This window comes from Stenotrophomonas sp. EMP41 (assembly GCF_047495535.1).
Lineage (GTDB): Bacteria > Pseudomonadota > Gammaproteobacteria > Xanthomonadales > Xanthomonadaceae > Stenotrophomonas > Stenotrophomonas sepilia.
Window position 1 is genome coordinate 1,132,462 of record NZ_CP179923.1, and the last position, 16,705, is coordinate 1,149,166.

At 67.3% G+C, this 16,705-nt stretch carries 18 protein-coding genes; 10 read left to right on the top strand and 8 right to left on the bottom strand.

Annotated features, from left to right (window positions below; translation table 11 throughout):
• Positions 1–3: 3 nt before the first annotated feature.
• From ACMGRF_RS05125 to ACMGRF_RS05145, 5 genes are all read right to left on the bottom strand, one after another.
• Positions 4–1,260, bottom strand: coding sequence for a DUF4105 domain-containing protein (locus ACMGRF_RS05125; RefSeq protein ID WP_414485692.1), 1,257 nt, complete (start codon positions 1,258–1,260; stop codon positions 4–6).
• Entirely contained in the window at positions 1,257–2,138 is an 882-nt protein-coding gene (locus ACMGRF_RS05130; protein ID WP_005408827.1) for an HlyC/CorC family transporter, read from the bottom strand. Before ACMGRF_RS05130 ends, ACMGRF_RS05125 begins: the two co-directional genes overlap by 4 nt.
• Positions 2,139–2,202: 64 nt before the next feature.
• A complete protein-coding gene (locus tag ACMGRF_RS05135; protein WP_414485910.1) occupies positions 2,203–2,769 on the bottom strand; it encodes a hypothetical protein in 567 nt (188 codons plus the stop codon).
• A gap of 106 nt (positions 2,770–2,875) precedes the next feature.
• Positions 2,876–3,361, bottom strand: coding sequence for an rRNA maturation RNase YbeY (gene ybeY / locus ACMGRF_RS05140; RefSeq protein WP_049412052.1), 486 nt, complete (start codon positions 3,359–3,361; stop codon positions 2,876–2,878).
• Positions 3,358–4,344, bottom strand: coding sequence for a PhoH family protein (locus ACMGRF_RS05145; RefSeq protein WP_005415936.1), 987 nt, complete (start codon positions 4,342–4,344; stop codon positions 3,358–3,360). Before ACMGRF_RS05145 ends, ybeY begins: the two co-directional genes overlap by 4 nt.
• Before the next feature lie 441 nt (positions 4,345–4,785).
• Between ACMGRF_RS05145 and ACMGRF_RS05150 the strand changes: the two genes are divergently transcribed.
• From ACMGRF_RS05150 to ACMGRF_RS05160, 3 genes are read left to right on the top strand one after another with little or no spacing between them, the layout of a single operon-like run.
• Entirely contained in the window at positions 4,786–5,742 is a 957-nt protein-coding gene (locus tag ACMGRF_RS05150) for an HlyD family secretion protein (RefSeq protein WP_049437963.1), read from the top strand.
• Between the two features lie 20 nt (positions 5,743–5,762).
• Complete coding sequence (locus ACMGRF_RS05155) at positions 5,763–6,686, top strand: ABC transporter ATP-binding protein (protein ID WP_049412047.1); 924 nt, start codon at positions 5,763–5,765, stop codon at positions 6,684–6,686.
• Positions 6,683–7,795 carry an ABC transporter permease gene (locus ACMGRF_RS05160; RefSeq protein WP_049412044.1) on the top strand — a complete coding sequence of 371 codons (1,113 nt, stop codon included), beginning with the start codon at positions 6,683–6,685 and terminating at the stop codon, positions 7,793–7,795. Before ACMGRF_RS05155 ends, ACMGRF_RS05160 begins: the two co-directional genes overlap by 4 nt.
• A gap of 79 nt (positions 7,796–7,874) precedes the next feature.
• Here the strand turns inward: ACMGRF_RS05160 and miaB are convergent, their stop codons facing one another.
• A complete protein-coding gene (gene miaB / locus ACMGRF_RS05165) occupies positions 7,875–9,293 on the bottom strand; it encodes a tRNA (N6-isopentenyl adenosine(37)-C2)-methylthiotransferase MiaB (RefSeq protein WP_049435924.1) in 1,419 nt (472 codons plus the stop codon).
• Positions 9,294–9,491: 198 nt separating this feature from the next.
• Entirely contained in the window at positions 9,492–10,112 is a 621-nt protein-coding gene (locus ACMGRF_RS05170; protein WP_049414878.1) for a glutathione S-transferase family protein, read from the bottom strand.
• 80 nt (positions 10,113–10,192) lie between these two features.
• Between ACMGRF_RS05170 and ACMGRF_RS05175 the strand changes: the two genes are divergently transcribed.
• The 7 genes from ACMGRF_RS05175 (at position 10,193) to ACMGRF_RS05205 (ending at position 16,256) form a co-directional block, all read left to right on the top strand.
• On the top strand, positions 10,193–11,161 hold the full coding sequence (locus ACMGRF_RS05175; RefSeq protein ID WP_049440412.1) for a helix-turn-helix transcriptional regulator: 969 nt from the start codon (positions 10,193–10,195) through the stop codon (positions 11,159–11,161).
• 45 nt (positions 11,162–11,206) lie between these two features.
• Positions 11,207–12,127: a lytic transglycosylase domain-containing protein gene (locus tag ACMGRF_RS05180; protein ID WP_049414884.1), complete on the top strand. Its 921-nt coding sequence runs from the start codon at positions 11,207–11,209 to the stop codon at positions 12,125–12,127.
• 200 nt (positions 12,128–12,327) lie between these two features.
• Entirely contained in the window at positions 12,328–12,948 is a 621-nt protein-coding gene (petA, locus tag ACMGRF_RS05185; protein ID WP_004151998.1) for a ubiquinol-cytochrome c reductase iron-sulfur subunit, read from the top strand.
• Positions 12,948–14,207: a cytochrome b gene (locus ACMGRF_RS05190; protein ID WP_049414887.1), complete on the top strand. Its 1,260-nt coding sequence runs from the start codon at positions 12,948–12,950 to the stop codon at positions 14,205–14,207. The genes petA and ACMGRF_RS05190 overlap by 1 nt, the downstream gene beginning before the upstream one ends.
• A complete protein-coding gene (locus tag ACMGRF_RS05195; RefSeq protein WP_049414892.1) occupies positions 14,200–14,949 on the top strand; it encodes a cytochrome c1 in 750 nt (249 codons plus the stop codon). The genes ACMGRF_RS05190 and ACMGRF_RS05195 overlap by 8 nt, the downstream gene beginning before the upstream one ends.
• Positions 14,950–15,083: 134 nt before the next feature.
• Complete coding sequence (locus tag ACMGRF_RS05200) at positions 15,084–15,719, top strand: glutathione S-transferase N-terminal domain-containing protein (protein ID WP_005415948.1); 636 nt, start codon at positions 15,084–15,086, stop codon at positions 15,717–15,719.
• Positions 15,720–15,803: 84 nt separating this feature from the next.
• On the top strand, positions 15,804–16,256 hold the full coding sequence (locus ACMGRF_RS05205; RefSeq protein ID WP_019659028.1) for a ClpXP protease specificity-enhancing factor: 453 nt from the start codon (positions 15,804–15,806) through the stop codon (positions 16,254–16,256).
• Between the two features lie 86 nt (positions 16,257–16,342).
• On the opposite strand, the gene ACMGRF_RS05210 is transcribed toward ACMGRF_RS05205, so the two are convergent.
• Entirely contained in the window at positions 16,343–16,693 is a 351-nt protein-coding gene (locus ACMGRF_RS05210) for a DUF3301 domain-containing protein (protein ID WP_049414899.1), read from the bottom strand.
• Positions 16,694–16,705: the final 12 nt, after the last annotated feature.

Here is a 16,705-nt window from a genome sequence, read left to right on the forward strand (position 1 = left end):
GCGTCAGCGCCGTGTTTCGGACAAGTGAGGACGGCGCCCCAACACCCAGGCCAGTGCCGCGTGCACGGGCAACAGCAGCACGATCCACTGCACGTTGTACTGGGCCTGCAGGCTCAGCCAGTGCAGCACCAGCGCGGCCACGGCCTGTACCGCCAGCAGCCACACCACGATCCTGAACATGCGCCCCGGCGCGCGCCGGCGCAGCAGGCTGACTGCTCCGGGCAGCAGCAGCACGGCCAGCGGCGAAAGCAGCAGCAGGTTGCGGTTGGCCCAGGCGGCGTAGTGGGTGCTGAAACCCCACAGGAACACCAGCAGGCTGCCGGCGATGGCGCACAACAGCCAGAACGGCAGGGCCAGCCCGGCCAGCAGGCGCGGGCGGTTGCGCAGCGCCAGCACGCCGCCGGCCACGACCAGACCAAGCAGCAGCCACGGCCACCAGCGACGCGCGAACTCCTTCGGCTCCGGATCGATGCGGTGTGGCAGCAGTTCCTGTTCGGACTGCACCAGCGGCCGGCCATCACTGTTGCGTGCCTGGCGCAGCGCATCGGCCAGGCGCATCGGCACGAACGCTTCCTGCCAGCGCGACAGCGGCTGGTCGGCGAACGGCCCCAGGCCGACATCGAAGCCCAGCCACATCCACGGCGCCGGTGAGGCCAGGCGCACTGATTCGCTGCGGTAGGTGTTGCCGCGCGAACGGCCCGACAACTGCGACTGCAGGCCACCGCCCAGTGCCTTGTCCACCGTGTCGCGTACCATCGTGGCGCAGTTGGCGGTGTAGTAGTCGTAGTGGTAGCGCGCGTTTTCCGGCTTGGCCCGCTCGGCCAGGTCAGCGGCCAGGGCACGCGCCTGGTCGGGGCGCAGGTCCAGCCACTGCACGCTGGCACCGCGGCCGGTCTCGTCGTAGTACGACAGGTCCTGCTGCAGCGGCAGCGCCACCAGGTAATACATCATGTCGCCGCGCACGAAGCGGCTGATGAAGTCGTCCTCGGACGGATCGAAGTAGCCGAAGTTGTACGAGGTCGCTTCGCCACTGGCCGGATCGACCACGACGATGGCGTCATGCCCGAAGCGTTCGAAGAACACGGTGCCCGGCTGCATGGTCACCACGCCGATGCGCGGGGCGGGGGCCTCGGCGTCGGCGGTGGCAGGCGCGGACACGGCTGCCGCCGGCTGCGCGAAGGCGGCCAGTGGCAGGGCCATGGCCAAGGCCAGCACACACAGTGCCAGCCACGCCGTCAGGATCAGACCGCGGCGCTTCAAGCGTCGTCCTGCGCGTCCGGCGGCAGCACGGTCACGTGGAAGGCCTGAACCCGGCGCGCATCGGCGCGGGCCACGCGGAACATGAAGCGGTCCAGCGCCAGCTCATCGCCGACTTCCGGAAGATGGCCCACGGCCTCGGTGACCAGGCCACCGATGGTGTCGTAGTCCTCATCGGAGAAGGTGGCACCGAAGCGCTCGTTGAAGTCGCCGATCGGGGTCAGCGCGTCGACCACGTACTGGCCGTCGGACTGGATGGCGATCTGCGCGGACGGATCCTCGGCCTCGTCATGCTCGTCGTCGATCTCGCCGACGATCTGTTCCAGCACGTCCTCGATGGTGACCAGGCCGGCGACACCGCCGTACTCGTCGACCACGATGGCCATGTGGTTGCGCGACAGGCGGAACTCCTTCAGAAGCACGTTCAGCTTCTTCGCTTCCGGGATCAATACCGCCGGGCGCAGCAGCTCGCGCACGTTGGCCGGACCGTTGTCGGCAACCACACCGCGCAGCAGATCCTTGGCCAGCAGGATGCCAAGGATGTCGTCCTTGTTCTCGCCGTGCACCGGGAAGCGTGAATGGCCGGATTCGACCACCTGCTTCATCAGTTCCAGGAAGGGCGCTTCAACCGGCAGCGAGACCATCTGCGAGCGCGAGATCATTACGTCGCCCACGGTCAGCTCGGCCACCGAAATGGCGCCTTCCATCATCTTCAGGGTATCGGCGGCGATCAGCCCCTCTTCCTGCGCGGTGTGCAGGACAGCGACCAGCTCGTCGCGGGTATGGGGTTCGCCGGAGAAGGCCGAGGTCAGGCGTTCAAGCCAGCCGCGCTTCTTTTCACTGTGCTCCGCAGGGGAGCTACTACTGTCGTCTTCTGACATCTCTGGAAAAAAGGCACCCGGCAGGCCGGGCGTTGGCCCAAGTCTAGCAGGATGTGGCGGCCTGTCAGTGACCGTCGCTGCCCGGTCCGGTGATCGGCGGCGGGGCCAGTTCAGGCCGGGCAGGGGCTTCTTCTTCAGGCAGGTCCAGGCTGTAGGTACAGCCGGCCAGCGTTTTCCCCGGATGGGAGGCCACGGTGGACACGCTGAGGATGATCGACTCGATCTGGGCCTCGCCGGTCTTCGGGTCGGTCACGTCGCGGCTGACCAGCTCGCGGCCGGCCATGAACTTGCCGTCCTGGTCGTAGCCGGTCTCCAGCGCCAGGCGCTTGGCCAGCGGGCGTGGGTCGGCCTGGTCGAGGACGGCCATGATGCTGGCGCCGGCCACCGCCACCCGCTCGGTCTGTTGCCCGAAGACGGTGATCGGGCTGGCCAGCCGGTACTCGCTCATGAACTGGTTGCCCTGCGGCAGCGGCTGCAGGCCCTGGGCCACGGCCTTCAGCGGATCAGCCAGCAGCGGCGCCAGCGCGGCCTGCTCGGCCACGCCCTGGCGGCATTCGATCAGCGCCGGCAGATCCAAGGCAGCGGCCGGGGCGGACGCGACGAGCAGCAGGGGCAGGGCAATACGCAGCAGCACAAAGAAATTCCCGTTGTAGAGTCGAGCCCATGCTCGGCTGCATTTCGGTCAGGTTTGCGGGGGCGATGCATTGGAGCCGAGCGTAGGCGCGGCTGCATAGGCCTCAGCGCTCGCCGGCGTAGGGATCGGCGATGCCGAGCTCGGCCAGGATCTCCCGTTCCAGCTGTTCCATCGCCTCGGCCTCCTTGTCGTCCTCATGGTCCCAGCCAAGCAGGTGCAGCACGCCGTGCACGGTCAGGTGCGCGTAATGGGCGTTGAGCGCCTTGCCCTGTTCGTCGGCTTCGCGGGCCACCACCGGTGCGCAGATCACCAGGTCGCCGAGCAGCGGAAACTTGACGCCCTTGGGCAGGCCTTCAGGCACTTCGGCCGGGAAGCTGAGCACGTTGGTGGCGTAGTCCTTGCCACGGTAATGACGGTTCAGCGACTGCCCCTCCTTGGCATCGACCACGCGGATGGCCAGGTCGGCCTCACGGATGCGGCCCTTCAACGCAGCGGCCACCCACTTGCGGAAGCTCACGGCCGCCGGCAGCCCGGTACGCGGCAGGGCATAACTGACGGCGACGTCCAGTCGCACGGGACCACGGGTCATGGCGTTGCTCCAGGCTGGATCTGATGCAGGTCGCGGCGGTCGTAGGCGCTGACGATGCGCGCCACCAGCGGATGCCGGACCACGTCGCGGGATTCGAAGAAGGTGAAGCTGACGCCCTCGACCTCGCGCAGCACATCGATGGCGTCGCGCAGGCCGGACTTCACGTGCTTGGGCAGGTCGGTCTGGGTCAGGTCACCGGTGACCACCGCGGTGGAGCCGTAGCCCAGGCGGGTCAGGAACATCTTCATCTGCTCGATGGTGGTGTTCTGCGCCTCGTCCAGGATCACGAACGCATCGTTGAGCGTGCGGCCGCGCATGTAGGCCAGCGGCGCGATCTCGATGACGTTCTTCTCCAGCAGCTTGACCACCTTCTCCACGCCCATCATCTCGTACAGGGCGTCGTACAGCGGTCGCAGGTAGGGGTCGACCTTCTGGCTCAGGTCGCCGGGCAGGAAGCCCAGCTTCTCGCCGGCTTCCACCGCCGGGCGCACCAGGATCAGGCGCTGCACCCGCGACTCGTTCAGTGCTTCGACCGCGCTGGCCACGGCCAGGAAGGTCTTGCCGGTTCCCGCCGGGCCGATGCCGAAGTTGATGTCATGCGTGGCGATCTGGTGCAGGTAGCGGCCCTGGTTGGCGCCACGGCCGCGCACCGTGCCGCGCTTGACCTTGATCGCCACGTCCTGCGCTTCGTAGGAGCGCTCGGCGATCTGCTCGACGTTGGCCTGCGCCAGGCGCAGGTGGATGGCGTGGTTGTCGAAGGTGGTTTCGCCGGCTTCGGCGTACAGCGCTTCAACCAGCTTCTGCGCCTCCACGATGGCTTCATTGGGCCCGCTGATGCGGAACACGAAGCCACGATTGGCGATCTCCACGCCGAGCTTCAGCTCGATCTGGCGCAGGTGCCCGTCGAAGGGGCCGCACAGGTTGGCCAGTCGCTCGTTGTCTTCCGGCGACAGGGTGAAGTCTCGATGATCGATGCTTTTCATTGCTTGGGGTGGGGCGGGGTCGCCGTCCACCGCGATGGACTCGGGGTGACAAGGTTACGCGCGTACCGGGCATGCGGCCAGCGGCGGGCCGATACGCGGTTTTCCACACCCGGTGTGGACGGGGGGCGCGAAAAGCTGTGGATAGTCCTTCGCAGTGCTTGTGCCACAAGGCGTATGAGGCGGTGGTGAAAAAACCGTCACGGTCGGCCGGCTCCTGTGACGGCAGCGCATCTTCCGCTGCCAGGCACCCAGTACGACCGCCCCCGTCCGGTTCTCCACACCGGCTGTGGAATGATGCTGAATCAAGCTGTGGATAGGTGGCGAGGAACCTTGCAGCAAAAGGCTTGCCCGCGCGTGGCGAAAAAACCGTCAGGGCTGATCGGAATCATTGAGGGTGCACGGGGCAGGTGGCACCGTGTCGCCGTCACAGGAGGGGATGGCATGGGCATCGGCAACGGGATGCGTGGACTCGGACTGGCGGGCATCGGCCTGCTGGCGGGCTGTGGGCAGTCAACGCCAACGGCGCTGGGCACGCTGGAGTGGGACCGGATCACGGTGCCGGCGCCGGCGGCCGAGGTGATCGCCACGGTGGAGGTGCGCGAGGGCCAGCGGGTCAAGGCCGGGGCCGTGCTGATGCAGCTCGACCCCGCCCGCGGCGACGCGCAGTTCGCTGCGGCGCAGGCCGACACGGCGCGCGCGCAGGCTCAGCTGGAAGAGCTGAAGATCGGCCCGCGCCAGGAACAGATCGCACAGGCCCAGGCACAACTGGCCGCGTTGCGCGCGCAGTCTGCTGAAGCCACTGCCTACTATCGTCGGGTGCAACCATTGGCACGCCAGCGCCTGATCGCCGCCGCCGAGCTGGACCGTGCACGGGCGGCGGCCGGCCATGCCGAGGCCAGCGTGCGGGCTGCCGAGCAGGCCTGGCTGGAGCGGGTGCATGGCAGCCGCGCGCAGGACATCGCACAGGGCCAGGCGGCCGCTGATGCCGCGCAGGCACAGGAGCGGGTGCAGGGCGTCAACCTGCAGAAGCTGCAGCTGCGCGCGCCACGTGATGGTGTGGTCGATGCCCTGCCCTACCGGCAGGGTGACCAGGCACCGATCGGGGCGCCGCTGGCGGTGATGCTGGTTGGCGAGCGCCCCTACGCGCGCGTCTATCTTCCGCAGCCGCTGCGCCTGAAGGTCAAGGTCGGGCAGGCCGCGCAGGTACAGCTGGCAGGCGGCAGCACCGTGCTGAAGGGACACGTGCGCTCAATCCGCGGCGAGCCCTCGTTCACTCCGTACTACGCGTTGACCGGCGACGACGTCGAACGGCTGAGCTACCTGGCCGAGATCGAAGTGGATGCAGCCAGCGACATGCAGAAGCTTCCGGCCGGGCTGCCGGTGCAGGTGCGCTTCTGAACACCGGTGCGGACATCGCGGTGCATGCGCAGGGCCTGACCCGCCGCTTCGGTGAACTGCTGGCCGTGGACAACGTCGACCTGACCGTCCCGCGCGGGCAGGTGTACGGCTTCCTGGGCCCGAACGGGTCAGGCAAGTCGACCACCATCCGCATGCTGTGCGGCCTGCTGGAACCCAGTGCGGGGCAGATCGAGGTGCTGGGCCTGGCGGTTCCCGAGCAGGCCGAAGCACTGCGCCGGCGCATCGGCTACATGACCCAGCGCTTCTCGCTGTACGAAGACCTGTCGGTACGCGAGAACCTGGAATTCCTCGCCGCCATCCAGGACCTGCCACGCAACCAGGCCCGGCAACGGGTCGATGCGCTGCTGCAGCAGTACCGGTTGCAGGACCGGCAGCCGCAGCTGGCCGGTACGCTCAGCGGCGGGCAGAAGCAGCGCCTGGCCCTGGCCGGCGCCGTGGTGCATTCGCCCGAACTGCTGTTCCTGGACGAGCCGACCAGCGCGGTCGATCCCGAGTCGCGCCGCGATTTTTGGGAGGCCCTGTTCGAACTGGCCGACGCGGGAACCACGGTGCTGGTGTCGACCCATTACATGGACGAAGCCGAGCGCTGCCATCGCCTGGCGATCCTTGATCGCGGCGCACTGGTGGCCGACGGCACGCCGGCCGAGCTCTGCTCTCGGCTGCAAGGACGCACGCTGCAGGTCACGTCATCGCAGCCACGCCAGGCCAGCCGCGTGCTGGCCGAGCTGCCCGGCGTGCTGAGCGTGGCGCAGATCGGCACCCATCTGCGCGTGCTGTGCAATGAGGGCGCAGCCGATGTCGCGGCGCTGCGGCGCGCGCTGGCCAGCGCCGACCCGCAGGCGCATATCGAAACCGTGGCGCCGAACCTGGAGGACGTGTTCGTGGCCGCCACCCGTGGCCGTGGCAGGGAGCGGGCGGCATGAACCTGCGCAGGCTGTGGGCGATCATGCTCAAGGAGCTGCGGCAGCTGCGCCGCGACCGCATCACGCTGGCGATGATCGTCGGCATTCCGGTGATGCAGCTGCTGCTGTTCGGGTATGCGATCAACCTCAACCTGCGCCACCTCGATGCGGGTATCGCCGACCAGGCCAACAGCGCCGCCTCACGCGCGCTGGTGCAGGACATGGTCGCCACCGGGGTGATCACGCCGCGTACTGAAGCGTACAGCCCGGACCAGCTGATGCAGGCGCTGCGCCGCGGCGAGATCAGCGTCGGCATCGTGGTGCCGGCCGACTTCGAGCGTCGCCGCTTCGACGGTCGCGAAGCAGTGCAGGTGCTGGTCGATGGCAGCGACACCGTGGTGCAGAGCGCGGCGATCCAGCTGGCGCAGATGCCGTTGGACACGCGCCCGACCAGCAACACGCGGCCACTGCGCGAAGGCAGCATCGCCGGTGGTCCAATCAGCGTGACCAGCTTCTACAACCCGCAGCGGCGCTCGGCGGTGAACATCGTGCCCGGCCTGATCGGGGTGATCCTGACCATGACCCTGGTGATGTTCACGGCGGTGGCGGTGGTGCGCGAACGCGAGCGCGGCAACATGGAACTGCTGATCGCCACGCCGGTATCGCGCAGCGAACTGATGGTCGGCAAGGTGCTGCCCTATGCAGCGATCGGTCTGCTGCAGACCACGCTGGTGCTGGTGCTGGGCACCTGGCTGTTCCAGGTACCGATCCGCGGCAGCCTGCTGGACATCTACCTGGCCGCGGTGCTGCTGGTGCTGGCCAACCTCGCGCTGGGCCTGCTGATCTCCACGCGTGCGCGTTCGCAGTTCCAGGCGATGCAGATGACGCTGTTCCTGTTCCTGCCGTCGATCCTGCTGTCGGGTTTCATGTTCCCGTTCGCCGGCATGCCGAGACCGGTGCAGTGGCTGGCCGAAGTGCTGCCGCTGACCCACTTCTTGCGCCTGGTGCGAGGCATCATGCTGCGCGGCGCCTCGCTGTGGGAGCTATGGCACGACGCACTGGCGCTGCTGGCCTTCATCGTGGTGATGATGACGCTGGCGATCCTGCGCTTCCGCAAGCGCCTGGATTGAGGCCTGTCATTCGGTAGTGCCGGCCGCTGGCCGGCATCATTTCCGGTGGGCGCCGACCGTTGGTCGGCACACCCGGACCTTACTCCGCCACCACCCGTGCGCGCAGCGAATTGGTCAGCGCTTCGGTGATCACCACATCCACGAACTGGCCGATCAGGCGCGCAGGCGCCGGGAAATTCACCGACCGCATGTTCTCGGTCTTGCCGGTCAGCTCGTTCGGGTTCTTGCGCGACGGCCCTTCCACCAGCACGGTCTGCACGGTACCGACCATCTTCTCCGAGATGCTGGCGGCGTGCGCATTGATGCGCTCCTGCAGGCGCGACAGGCGAGCGTGCTTCTCGGCATCGCTGATCGTGTCCTCCAGATCGGCCGCCGGCGTACCCGGTCGACGCGAATAGATGAAGGAGAAACTGTGGTCGAAGCCGATGTCCTCGATCAGCTTCATGGTCTTCTCGAAGTCGGCATCGGTCTCGCCGGGGAAGCCGACGATGAAGTCCGAGCTGATTGAAATGTCCGGGCGCACCGCGCGCAGCTTGCGGATCTTCGACTTGAATTCCAGCGCGGTGTAGCCACGCTTCATCGCCGACAGCACGCGGTCGCTGCCGGCCTGCACCGGCAGGTGCAGGAAGTTGGCCAGCTGCGGAACGTCGCGGAACGCATCGATCAGCGAATCGCTGAACTCGAGCGGGTGCGAGGTGGTGAAGCGGATGCGGCCGACCCCATCGATCTCGGCGATGGTGCGGATCAGCAGGCCGAGGTCGGCAAACTCACCGTCTCCATACGGGCCGCGATAGGCGTTGACGTTCTGGCCGAGCAGGTTGATCTCGCGCACGCCCTGCGCGGCGAGCTGCGCCACTTCCACCACCACGTCCTCGAACGGGCGGCTGACTTCGGTGCCACGGGTGTAGGGCACCACGCAGAACGAGCAGTACTTGGAACAGCCTTCCATGATCGACACGAACGCCGAGGCACCTTCGGCGCGTGGCTCGGGCAGGCGGTCGAACTTCTCGATCTCGGGGAAGCTGATGTCCACCTGCGGGCGCTTCTGCTCGCGGCGTGCGCGGATCAGTTCCGGCAGGCGATGCAGGGTCTGCGGACCGAACACAAGGTCCACGAACGGGGCGCGCTTGATGATCGCTTCACCTTCCTGCGAGGCAACGCAGCCGCCCACGCCGATGATGACCTCGCGGCCCTTGTTCTTCAGGCCCTTCCACACGCCGAGTTGGCTGAACACCTTCTCCTGCGCCTTCTCGCGGATGGAGCAGGTGTTGACCAGGATGACGTCGGCATCGTCCGGGCTGTCGGTCAGTTCCAGGCCATCGCTGGCGGCAAGCACGTCGGCCATCTTGGCCGAGTCGTACTCGTTCATCTGGCAACCGTGGGTCTTGATGTACAGCTTGCCCTTGACCTGGTCGGGCTTGCGCGGACCAGCGGGCAGGGCAACGAGCGGGGTACCGCCCGGCGTGGCGGGCGGAAAGACGTCTGGCGTCCCGGTCATGGCGCTTAATCCATTCGGGTGGCGGGAAAGCGGGCAATTCTACCCGCATCCCGCGCCAGCCGCCGCGCCCTTGTAGAGCCGAGCCCACGCTCGGCTGCTCTTCCCGCTTCCCATGGGGCAGCAGCCTGGCATGGCCTGGCTCTACTGAAGCCAGCCGAGCGTGGGCTCGGCTCTACAAGGGAAGCCAGCCGACGCTGCTTACGCCGCCGCCAGCTCCGCATCGATCTGCCGCGAACGGTCGAAGGCGGTCATCGCGCTCATCCGCGCAATGTAATCAGCCGTGGCCGGCGCAGGCTGCACCAGGCCGAAGGCCGTGGTCCAGGCCAGCGCATTGCCCCACAGCACATCGGCGGCACTCATCGTCTCGCCGAGCAGGTAGGGACCCTGTGCCAGCTGGGCCTCGACCACCTGCAGCACGGTCTCGGCATCGTTGTACGGCGACATCAGGCGCGGCGGCGGCTCGCGGTGCATCGCCTTGTCGATCATCGCCGGCTCGAAACAGGCACCGTAGAAGGCCATCCAGCGCAGGTAGGGTCCGCGCAGGGCGTCGCCGATCGGCGGGGCCAGCCCGGCCTCCGGATACAGGTCGGCCAGGTACAGATAAATGGCGACCTGCTCGGTCACCAGCGCGCCGTTGTGGACGATGGCCGGCACCTTGCCCATCGGGTTGATGGCCAGGTAGGCCGGGGCCAGGTTGGCGCCGGCCTTCAGGTCCAGCACCTGCATGCGGTAGTCGGCACCCAGCGCTTCGAGCAGGGCCACGGCGCCGCTCGAGCGGGATCGGGCGGCGTGGTACAGGGTGATCTGGCGTGAGGTCATGGCATTGCTCCTTGCGGTGGGTGGTGAACTGGAAGCCATCCTGGGGCACTATTGCGGACGACTTCTGTCCTCGATTCTTCATGCGCCATACCGCCCATCGACTGCTGCGCCTGATCGCCCTGCTGCAGGCCCGCCGCCAGTGGTCCGGGGCTGAGCTGGCCGAGCGCATGGGCGTGGACCGGCGCAGCATCCGCCGTGATATCGAACGCCTGCGCGAACTGGGCTATCCGGTGCGGGCCTGCTCGGGGGTCGGCGGCGGCTATCAGCTCGGGGCTGGGGCGCCGGTGCTGCCGATGCTGCTGGACGAGGAGGAGGCGACCACCCTGGCCATCGCCCTGCGTGCCGCGTCCGCGTCCGTCGCCGGCATCGACGACACCGCGCGGGGCCTGTTGTCCAAGCTCGACCCGCTGGTACCGACCCGCCGCCGCCAGCAGGCCGGCGAGGTGCATGCGGCGACGGCCACCCTGTCCGACCTTCCCTCCACCGACGCACGCCTGCTGGGACGGCTGGCCCAGCATTGCCGGCAGGCGTCACGGCTGGCCTTCGAGTACCGCAGTGCGCAGGAGGCGGTGACCCAGCGCGAGGTCGAGGCGCAGCACCTGGTCAACTACGGGCGGCGCTGGTACCTGCTGGCCTGGGACCTGGGCCGGCAGGACTGGCGCACCCTGCGCGTGGACCGGATGGGCGCGGTGCGCGAATGCGCCGCGCCGGGCATGCATCGGCGCACGCCCGCGCCCCCGGACGTGATGGTGCGGCAGGCGGTCAGCCAGGCGCCGTTCGCGCTGCAGGCCATCGTCCGCCTGGCCGGCAGCCGCACCGAGCTGGAAGGGCGCATCCCACCGTGGTGTGGTGTGCTGGAGGCTGATGGTGCCGACCACTGCCTGTTGCGCATGGGCGCCGAGAGCCGCGGCATGATGCTGGCGCAGATCCTCAGCCTGGACCGGGTGCCGGTGGCGTTGTGGACCACACCGCCGGGCCTGCGCGATGAGCTGGCACAGCGCCTGGCCGGATTGGGGCAGGTGCTGGCTGTGCCGTCGGTCACAGGCTGAGCCGCGTCGCTTGGCAAGCCCCGGCGAAGCTGGGACACTCGCGGCATGAAGGGGATACTGGGGACAACGGCGATCATCATCGCTGCGCTGACCGCTGCGCCGGCCAGCGCCGGCACCCTGTTCAAGTGCCAGGGCGCCGACGGGGTCACCAGCTACGTGAGCAAGCGAGTGGCCGGCGCTCGCTGCAGCAGCATCAGCTACAGCCGCGATGCCCGACCGGCACCGCGCTCCGTGGTGGCCGCGCCGAAGCCTGCGCCGACCACCGTGGCCAGCATCGAACGCAATCCGGTCGCCGTGGCGGCCGGCGCCGCTGCGCCCACTGCGGTCGCGTCGACGCCTGCTGCACCCGCGCCTGCTGCGGCACCGACGGCCTCGCGGGCCGGGCGGATGGTCAGCGGCCAGGTCTATTCCTTCATGAAGGATGGCGTGCGCCACTACACCAGTGCGCGGCCGACCCAGGTGGCCAACCTCGGTCCGGTGCGCACCATCCGCTACAGTTTCATGGAGCGCTGCTACGCGTGCGGCGTCAACCCGCGCGTGGACTTCGGTTCGGTGCGCCTGAACACCACCGCGTTCCAGACCGAGATCACCTCGGCGGCACGCGAGTTCGGCGTCGAGGAGGCCGTGGTGCGTGCCATCATCCACGCCGAATCGGCCTACAACCCGACCGCGCTCAGCCGCGCTGGCGCGCAGGGGCTGATGCAGCTGATGCCGCCGACCGCGGCGCGCTTCGGGGTCAGCGATTCCTATGATGCGGGGCAGAACATCCGTGGTGGCGTGCAGTATCTTGCGTGGTTGCTGAAGCGCTTCAATGGCGACCTGACCCTGGCCGCGGCCGGCTACAACGCCGGCGAAGGCGCGGTCGACCGCCACGGTGGCGTGCCGCCGTACAGCGAGACCCAGTACTACGTGCGCCGGGTTGGGCAGCTGGCCGAGCGTTACCGCACCGCATTGACGCAGCAGTAGTGCCGGCCGCTGGCCGGCAACCCCTGGGCAACGGCGGGTACCAACCGGCCGCTGGCCGGCAACCCCGTAATCAATGTTGTTGCAATGCGTTGTGTGGCGCGCGACGGTTCCGCTACACTCGCCCATGATTCAATGCGGCTCTGGCCCCCACCGGATCCGCTGGCAGCCTTAAAGCTACCTAATCAATATCGGAGTGCCGGATGGCCAACGATGGGGTACACGATCCAGTCAACACCGGACGTCGGCGTTTTCTTTCTGCCACCACTGCTGTGGTTGGCGCCGTCGGCGTCGGATTCACCGCCGTTCCTTTCATCAAATCCTGGAACCCCAGTGCCCGCGCCAAGCTTGCCGGCGCACCGGTGGTGGCCGACATCAGCGCCCTGCAGGAAGGCCAGCGCCTGATCGTGGAATGGCGTGGCCAGCCGATCTGGATCGTCAAGCGGTCCAAGGCGATCCTGGATGCGCTGCACGGGCTGGATGGCCGCCTCAAGGACCCCGAGTCCGGCGAGAAGGACCAGCAGCCGGACTACGTGCTGAAGCAGAATCCCGAGCTGCGCTCGATCAAGCCGGACATCTCCGTGCTGGTCGGCCTGTGCACGCACCTGGGCTGCTCGCCGGAAATGGTCGCCGAGATCCGGCCCGAGCCCTATGACCCGCAGTGGAAGGGGGGCTACTTCTGCCCCTGCCACAAGTCGCGCTTCGACATGTCCGGCCGCGTCTTCAAGGATGTGCCGGCGCCGATCAACCTGAAGGTGCCCGCGCACCACTACCAGGACGACAACACCATCATCATCGGTGTCGATCCGCAGGGGGCTGCCTGATGGCCAATATCCTCAGCCGTACCGCCAGCGGCGTCGCCGACTGGGTCAATGCCCGCGCGCCGGGCCTGATGCCGGTCTATCGCAAGCACGTCAGCGAGTACTACGCGCCGAAGAACTTCAACATCTGGTACTACTTCGGCTCGCTGGCACTGCTGGTGCTGGTCAACCAGATCGTCACCGGCATCTTCCTGACGATGCACTACAAGACCAGCGCCGCGGAGGCGTTCGGCTCCATCGAATACATCATGCGTGATGTGGAGTGGGGCTGGCTGATCCGCTACATGCATTCCACCGGTGCGTCGCTGTTCTTCATCGTGGTCTACCTGCACATGTTCCGCGGCCTGCTGTACGGCAGTTACCAGAAGCCGCGCGAGCTGGTGTGGATCCTGGGCATGCTGATCTACCTGGTGCTGATGGCCGAAGCCTTCATGGGCTACGTGCTGCCGTGGGGCCAGATGTCGTTCTGGGGCGCCAAGGTGATCATCTCGCTGTTCGGCGCGATACCGGTGATCGGCAACGGCCTGACCGAATGGATCATGGGCGACTACCTGCCCAGTGACGCCACGCTCAACCGCTTCTTCGCGCTGCACGTCATCGCATTGCCGCTGGTGCTGCTGCTGCTGGTGGTGCTGCACCTGGGCGCGCTGCACGAAGTGGGGTCGAACAACCCCGATGGCGTGGAGATCAAGAAGGGGCCCAAGGGCAACCGCTGGTCGCCGAATGCTCCGGCCGACGGAATTCCGTTCCACCCGTACTACACGCTCAAGGATGGTGTAGGCGCCGGCTTCCTGCTGATCATCGCTGCCTTCATCATCTTCTTCGCCCCGGGTTTCGGCGGCCTGTTCCTGGAGCACGACAACTTCACCGAGGCCAACCGCCTGGTGACCCCGGAACACATCAAGCCGGTCTGGTACTACACGCCGTACTACGCGATGTTGCGCGTGGTGCCGAACAAGCTGGGCGGCGTGCTGGTGATGTTCTCGGCCATTGCGATCCTGTTCCTGGTGCCGTGGCTGGACAAGGCGAAGGTGAAATCGGTGCGCTACCGCGGCTGGATCTCGAAGGTGATGCTGGGCGTGCTGGCCGTGTGCTTCGTGTGGCTGGGCGTGATTGGTTCCGGCCCGGGTACCGACGTGCACGAGACCTACATCGGGCGGGTGCTGACCTTCCTGTACTTCGCGTTCTTCATCACCATGCCGCTATGGACAAGGTTGGACAAGACCAAGCCGGTACCGGAGAGGGTGACCACGCATGACTGAGCGCTGGATGGTCCGGCTGGCCCTGACGGCCACCCTGATGCTGGGCAGTTTCCTGGCCTCCGCCGCCGAGGGCGGCACCAAACTGCTGCAGGCTGGCAACGACCTCGGTGACCGCGCCTCGCTGCAGCGGGGTGCGCAGCTGTACATGAACTACTGCTCCGGCTGCCATGCGCTGAAGTACCTGCGCTACTCGCGGATGGCGCAGGACCTGGGCCTGACCGAAGAAGAGGTGATGAACAACCTCAACTTCACCGGCTCGGCGATCGGCGACCCGATCCCGGTGGCGATGCCCAAGGAGAACGCGGAGAAGTGGTTCGGCAAGATGCCGCCCGATCTCAGCCTGATCGCGCGTGTGCGTGGCAGCGACTGGGTCTATACCTATCTCAAGTCGTTCTATCTGGACAGCAGCCGCCCGCTGGGCTGGAACAACGCGCTGTTCGCCAACGCCTCCATGCCCAACCCGCTGTGGGAGATGCAGGGGCTGCAGCATGCGGTGCACGGCAAGGCGGAAGCGCCCGGCATGGACCCGCCGGTGACCGGCCTGAAGATTGAAACGCCGGGATCGGTGGATGCCGGGCAGTACGACCAGGCCGTGCGGGACATCACCAACTTCCTCGAATACGCCGGCGAACCGGCCGCACTCAAGCGCCAGCAGCTGGGCGTGTGGGTGATCCTGTTCCTGGCCCTGCTGACCTTCCTGCTGTACCTGCTGAAGAAGGAATACTGGAAGGACGTTCACTGATTCTGCCGCCGGCCATCGCGTGGGCCTATTGGCTTTTGTGATGGTCGGTTGCACACTCGGGGAGGAGTCGACCGCTGGCACGGTGCCGGCGGCGCCGATGCGGCAGGCGGTCTCCTGTCGTGGGAGAGCCTTTGATGGCGGCGAGCGTACGCATGCGCAATACACTGACGCTGTTTTCCTCGAACGACGACGTACTGTGCCACCGTGTACGCCTGGTCCTGGCGGCCAAGGGCGTCACCTTCGACTTCGTTCCGGTCGATCCGCAGAACCCGCCTGAAGACCTGATCGACCTCAATCCGTACCACTCGGTGCCGACCCTGGTCGAACGCGAGCTGGTGCTGTACGCCGCGTCGGTGGTCAGCGAGTACCTGGACGAGCGCTACCCGCATCCGCCACTGATGCCGGTCGACCCGCTGTCGCGTGCGCGCATCCGCCTGGCCATGCTGCGCATCGAGCACGACTGGGTGCCGCAGGTGCAGGCCATCCAGCTGGGCAACAAGACCCAGGCCGAGGCCGGGCGCAAGCGCCTGAAGGAACTGCTGACCGCCTCGCTGCCGCTGTTCAAGGCCAGCAAGTTCTTCCTCAATCCGGAAATGAGCCTGGCCGACTGCGCGATGGCGCCGATCATCTGGCGCCTGCAGTCGCTGGATGTGCCGCTGCCGAAGGATGGCAAGGCGATCGAGGACTACGGCAACCGCATCTTCCGCCATCCGGGATTTGTCCGCAGCCTGACCGAGCAGGAAAAGAAACTGCGCGATCTGCCGGTCTGATCCGGCCCCGCGTTACCCGTCTGCAGGCCGACCGGCGTGCAGACGATCCGCCCCGGCGGGGCGCCGGGCGCGTACACTTCACGCATGACCGAAGACTTCTTCCACATGACCAGCCACCGCCCGTACCTGCTGCGGGCGCTGGTGGAATGGATCAACGACAACCAGCTGACCCCGCACATCCTGGTCGACGCCGGCGTCCCCGGCGTGCAGGTCCCGCCTTCGGCGGTCAAGGATGGCCGGGTCGTGCTCAACATCGCCGAACGTGCCGTGGTGCGGCTGATGATCGACAACGAAATGGTGAGCTTCTCGGCCCGCTTCTCCGGAACCAGCTACCCGGTGCAGGTGCCGATCAGCGCCGTGCTGGCGGTCTATGCCCGCGAGACCGGGCAGGGCATGGCATTGCCGGATGACATTCCGGGCAGCGAAACCGCACCGACCAGCGATGAGCTGCTGCACGAGGAAGGCACGCCGCCGGACGACACGCCGCCGGCCAGTCCGCCGCCGAAGGGCCGCCCGAACCTGCGCGTGGTCAAGTAACCATTCCGACGCCGCCCCGATGGGCGGCGTTCTTCTTGGCCCGTCTGGCGGTGGGTGCCGACCGTTGGTCGGCACATCTTCAAACCCTAGGCATCCTCGGCATCCTCCACATCCGGCCGGATCTGGCTGATCCGCGCGGCACCGGGGCCGGTGAACGAGATCAGCTGGTCGCCACGCAGCACCATGCGGCCCACGTGGCGATCGATGCCATCGTAGGAATACTCGAACTTGAAGGTGCGCTCGAAACCGAGCCGGCCATCCTCGCCACGCGACAGCCGCAGGCCGGTGGCGTGCACCGCCTGGTCCAGCCACTGCACGTCGGCGGCGCGGCAGGCATTGCGTCCCAGCTCGACCGCGCGCTCGGCGGCCGAGCGTGCGGCGTTCCAGAAGAAGTAGATGATTCCGCCGGCAATCAGCAACAGCAGCAGGGTAGGCATGGCGTCAGCCGT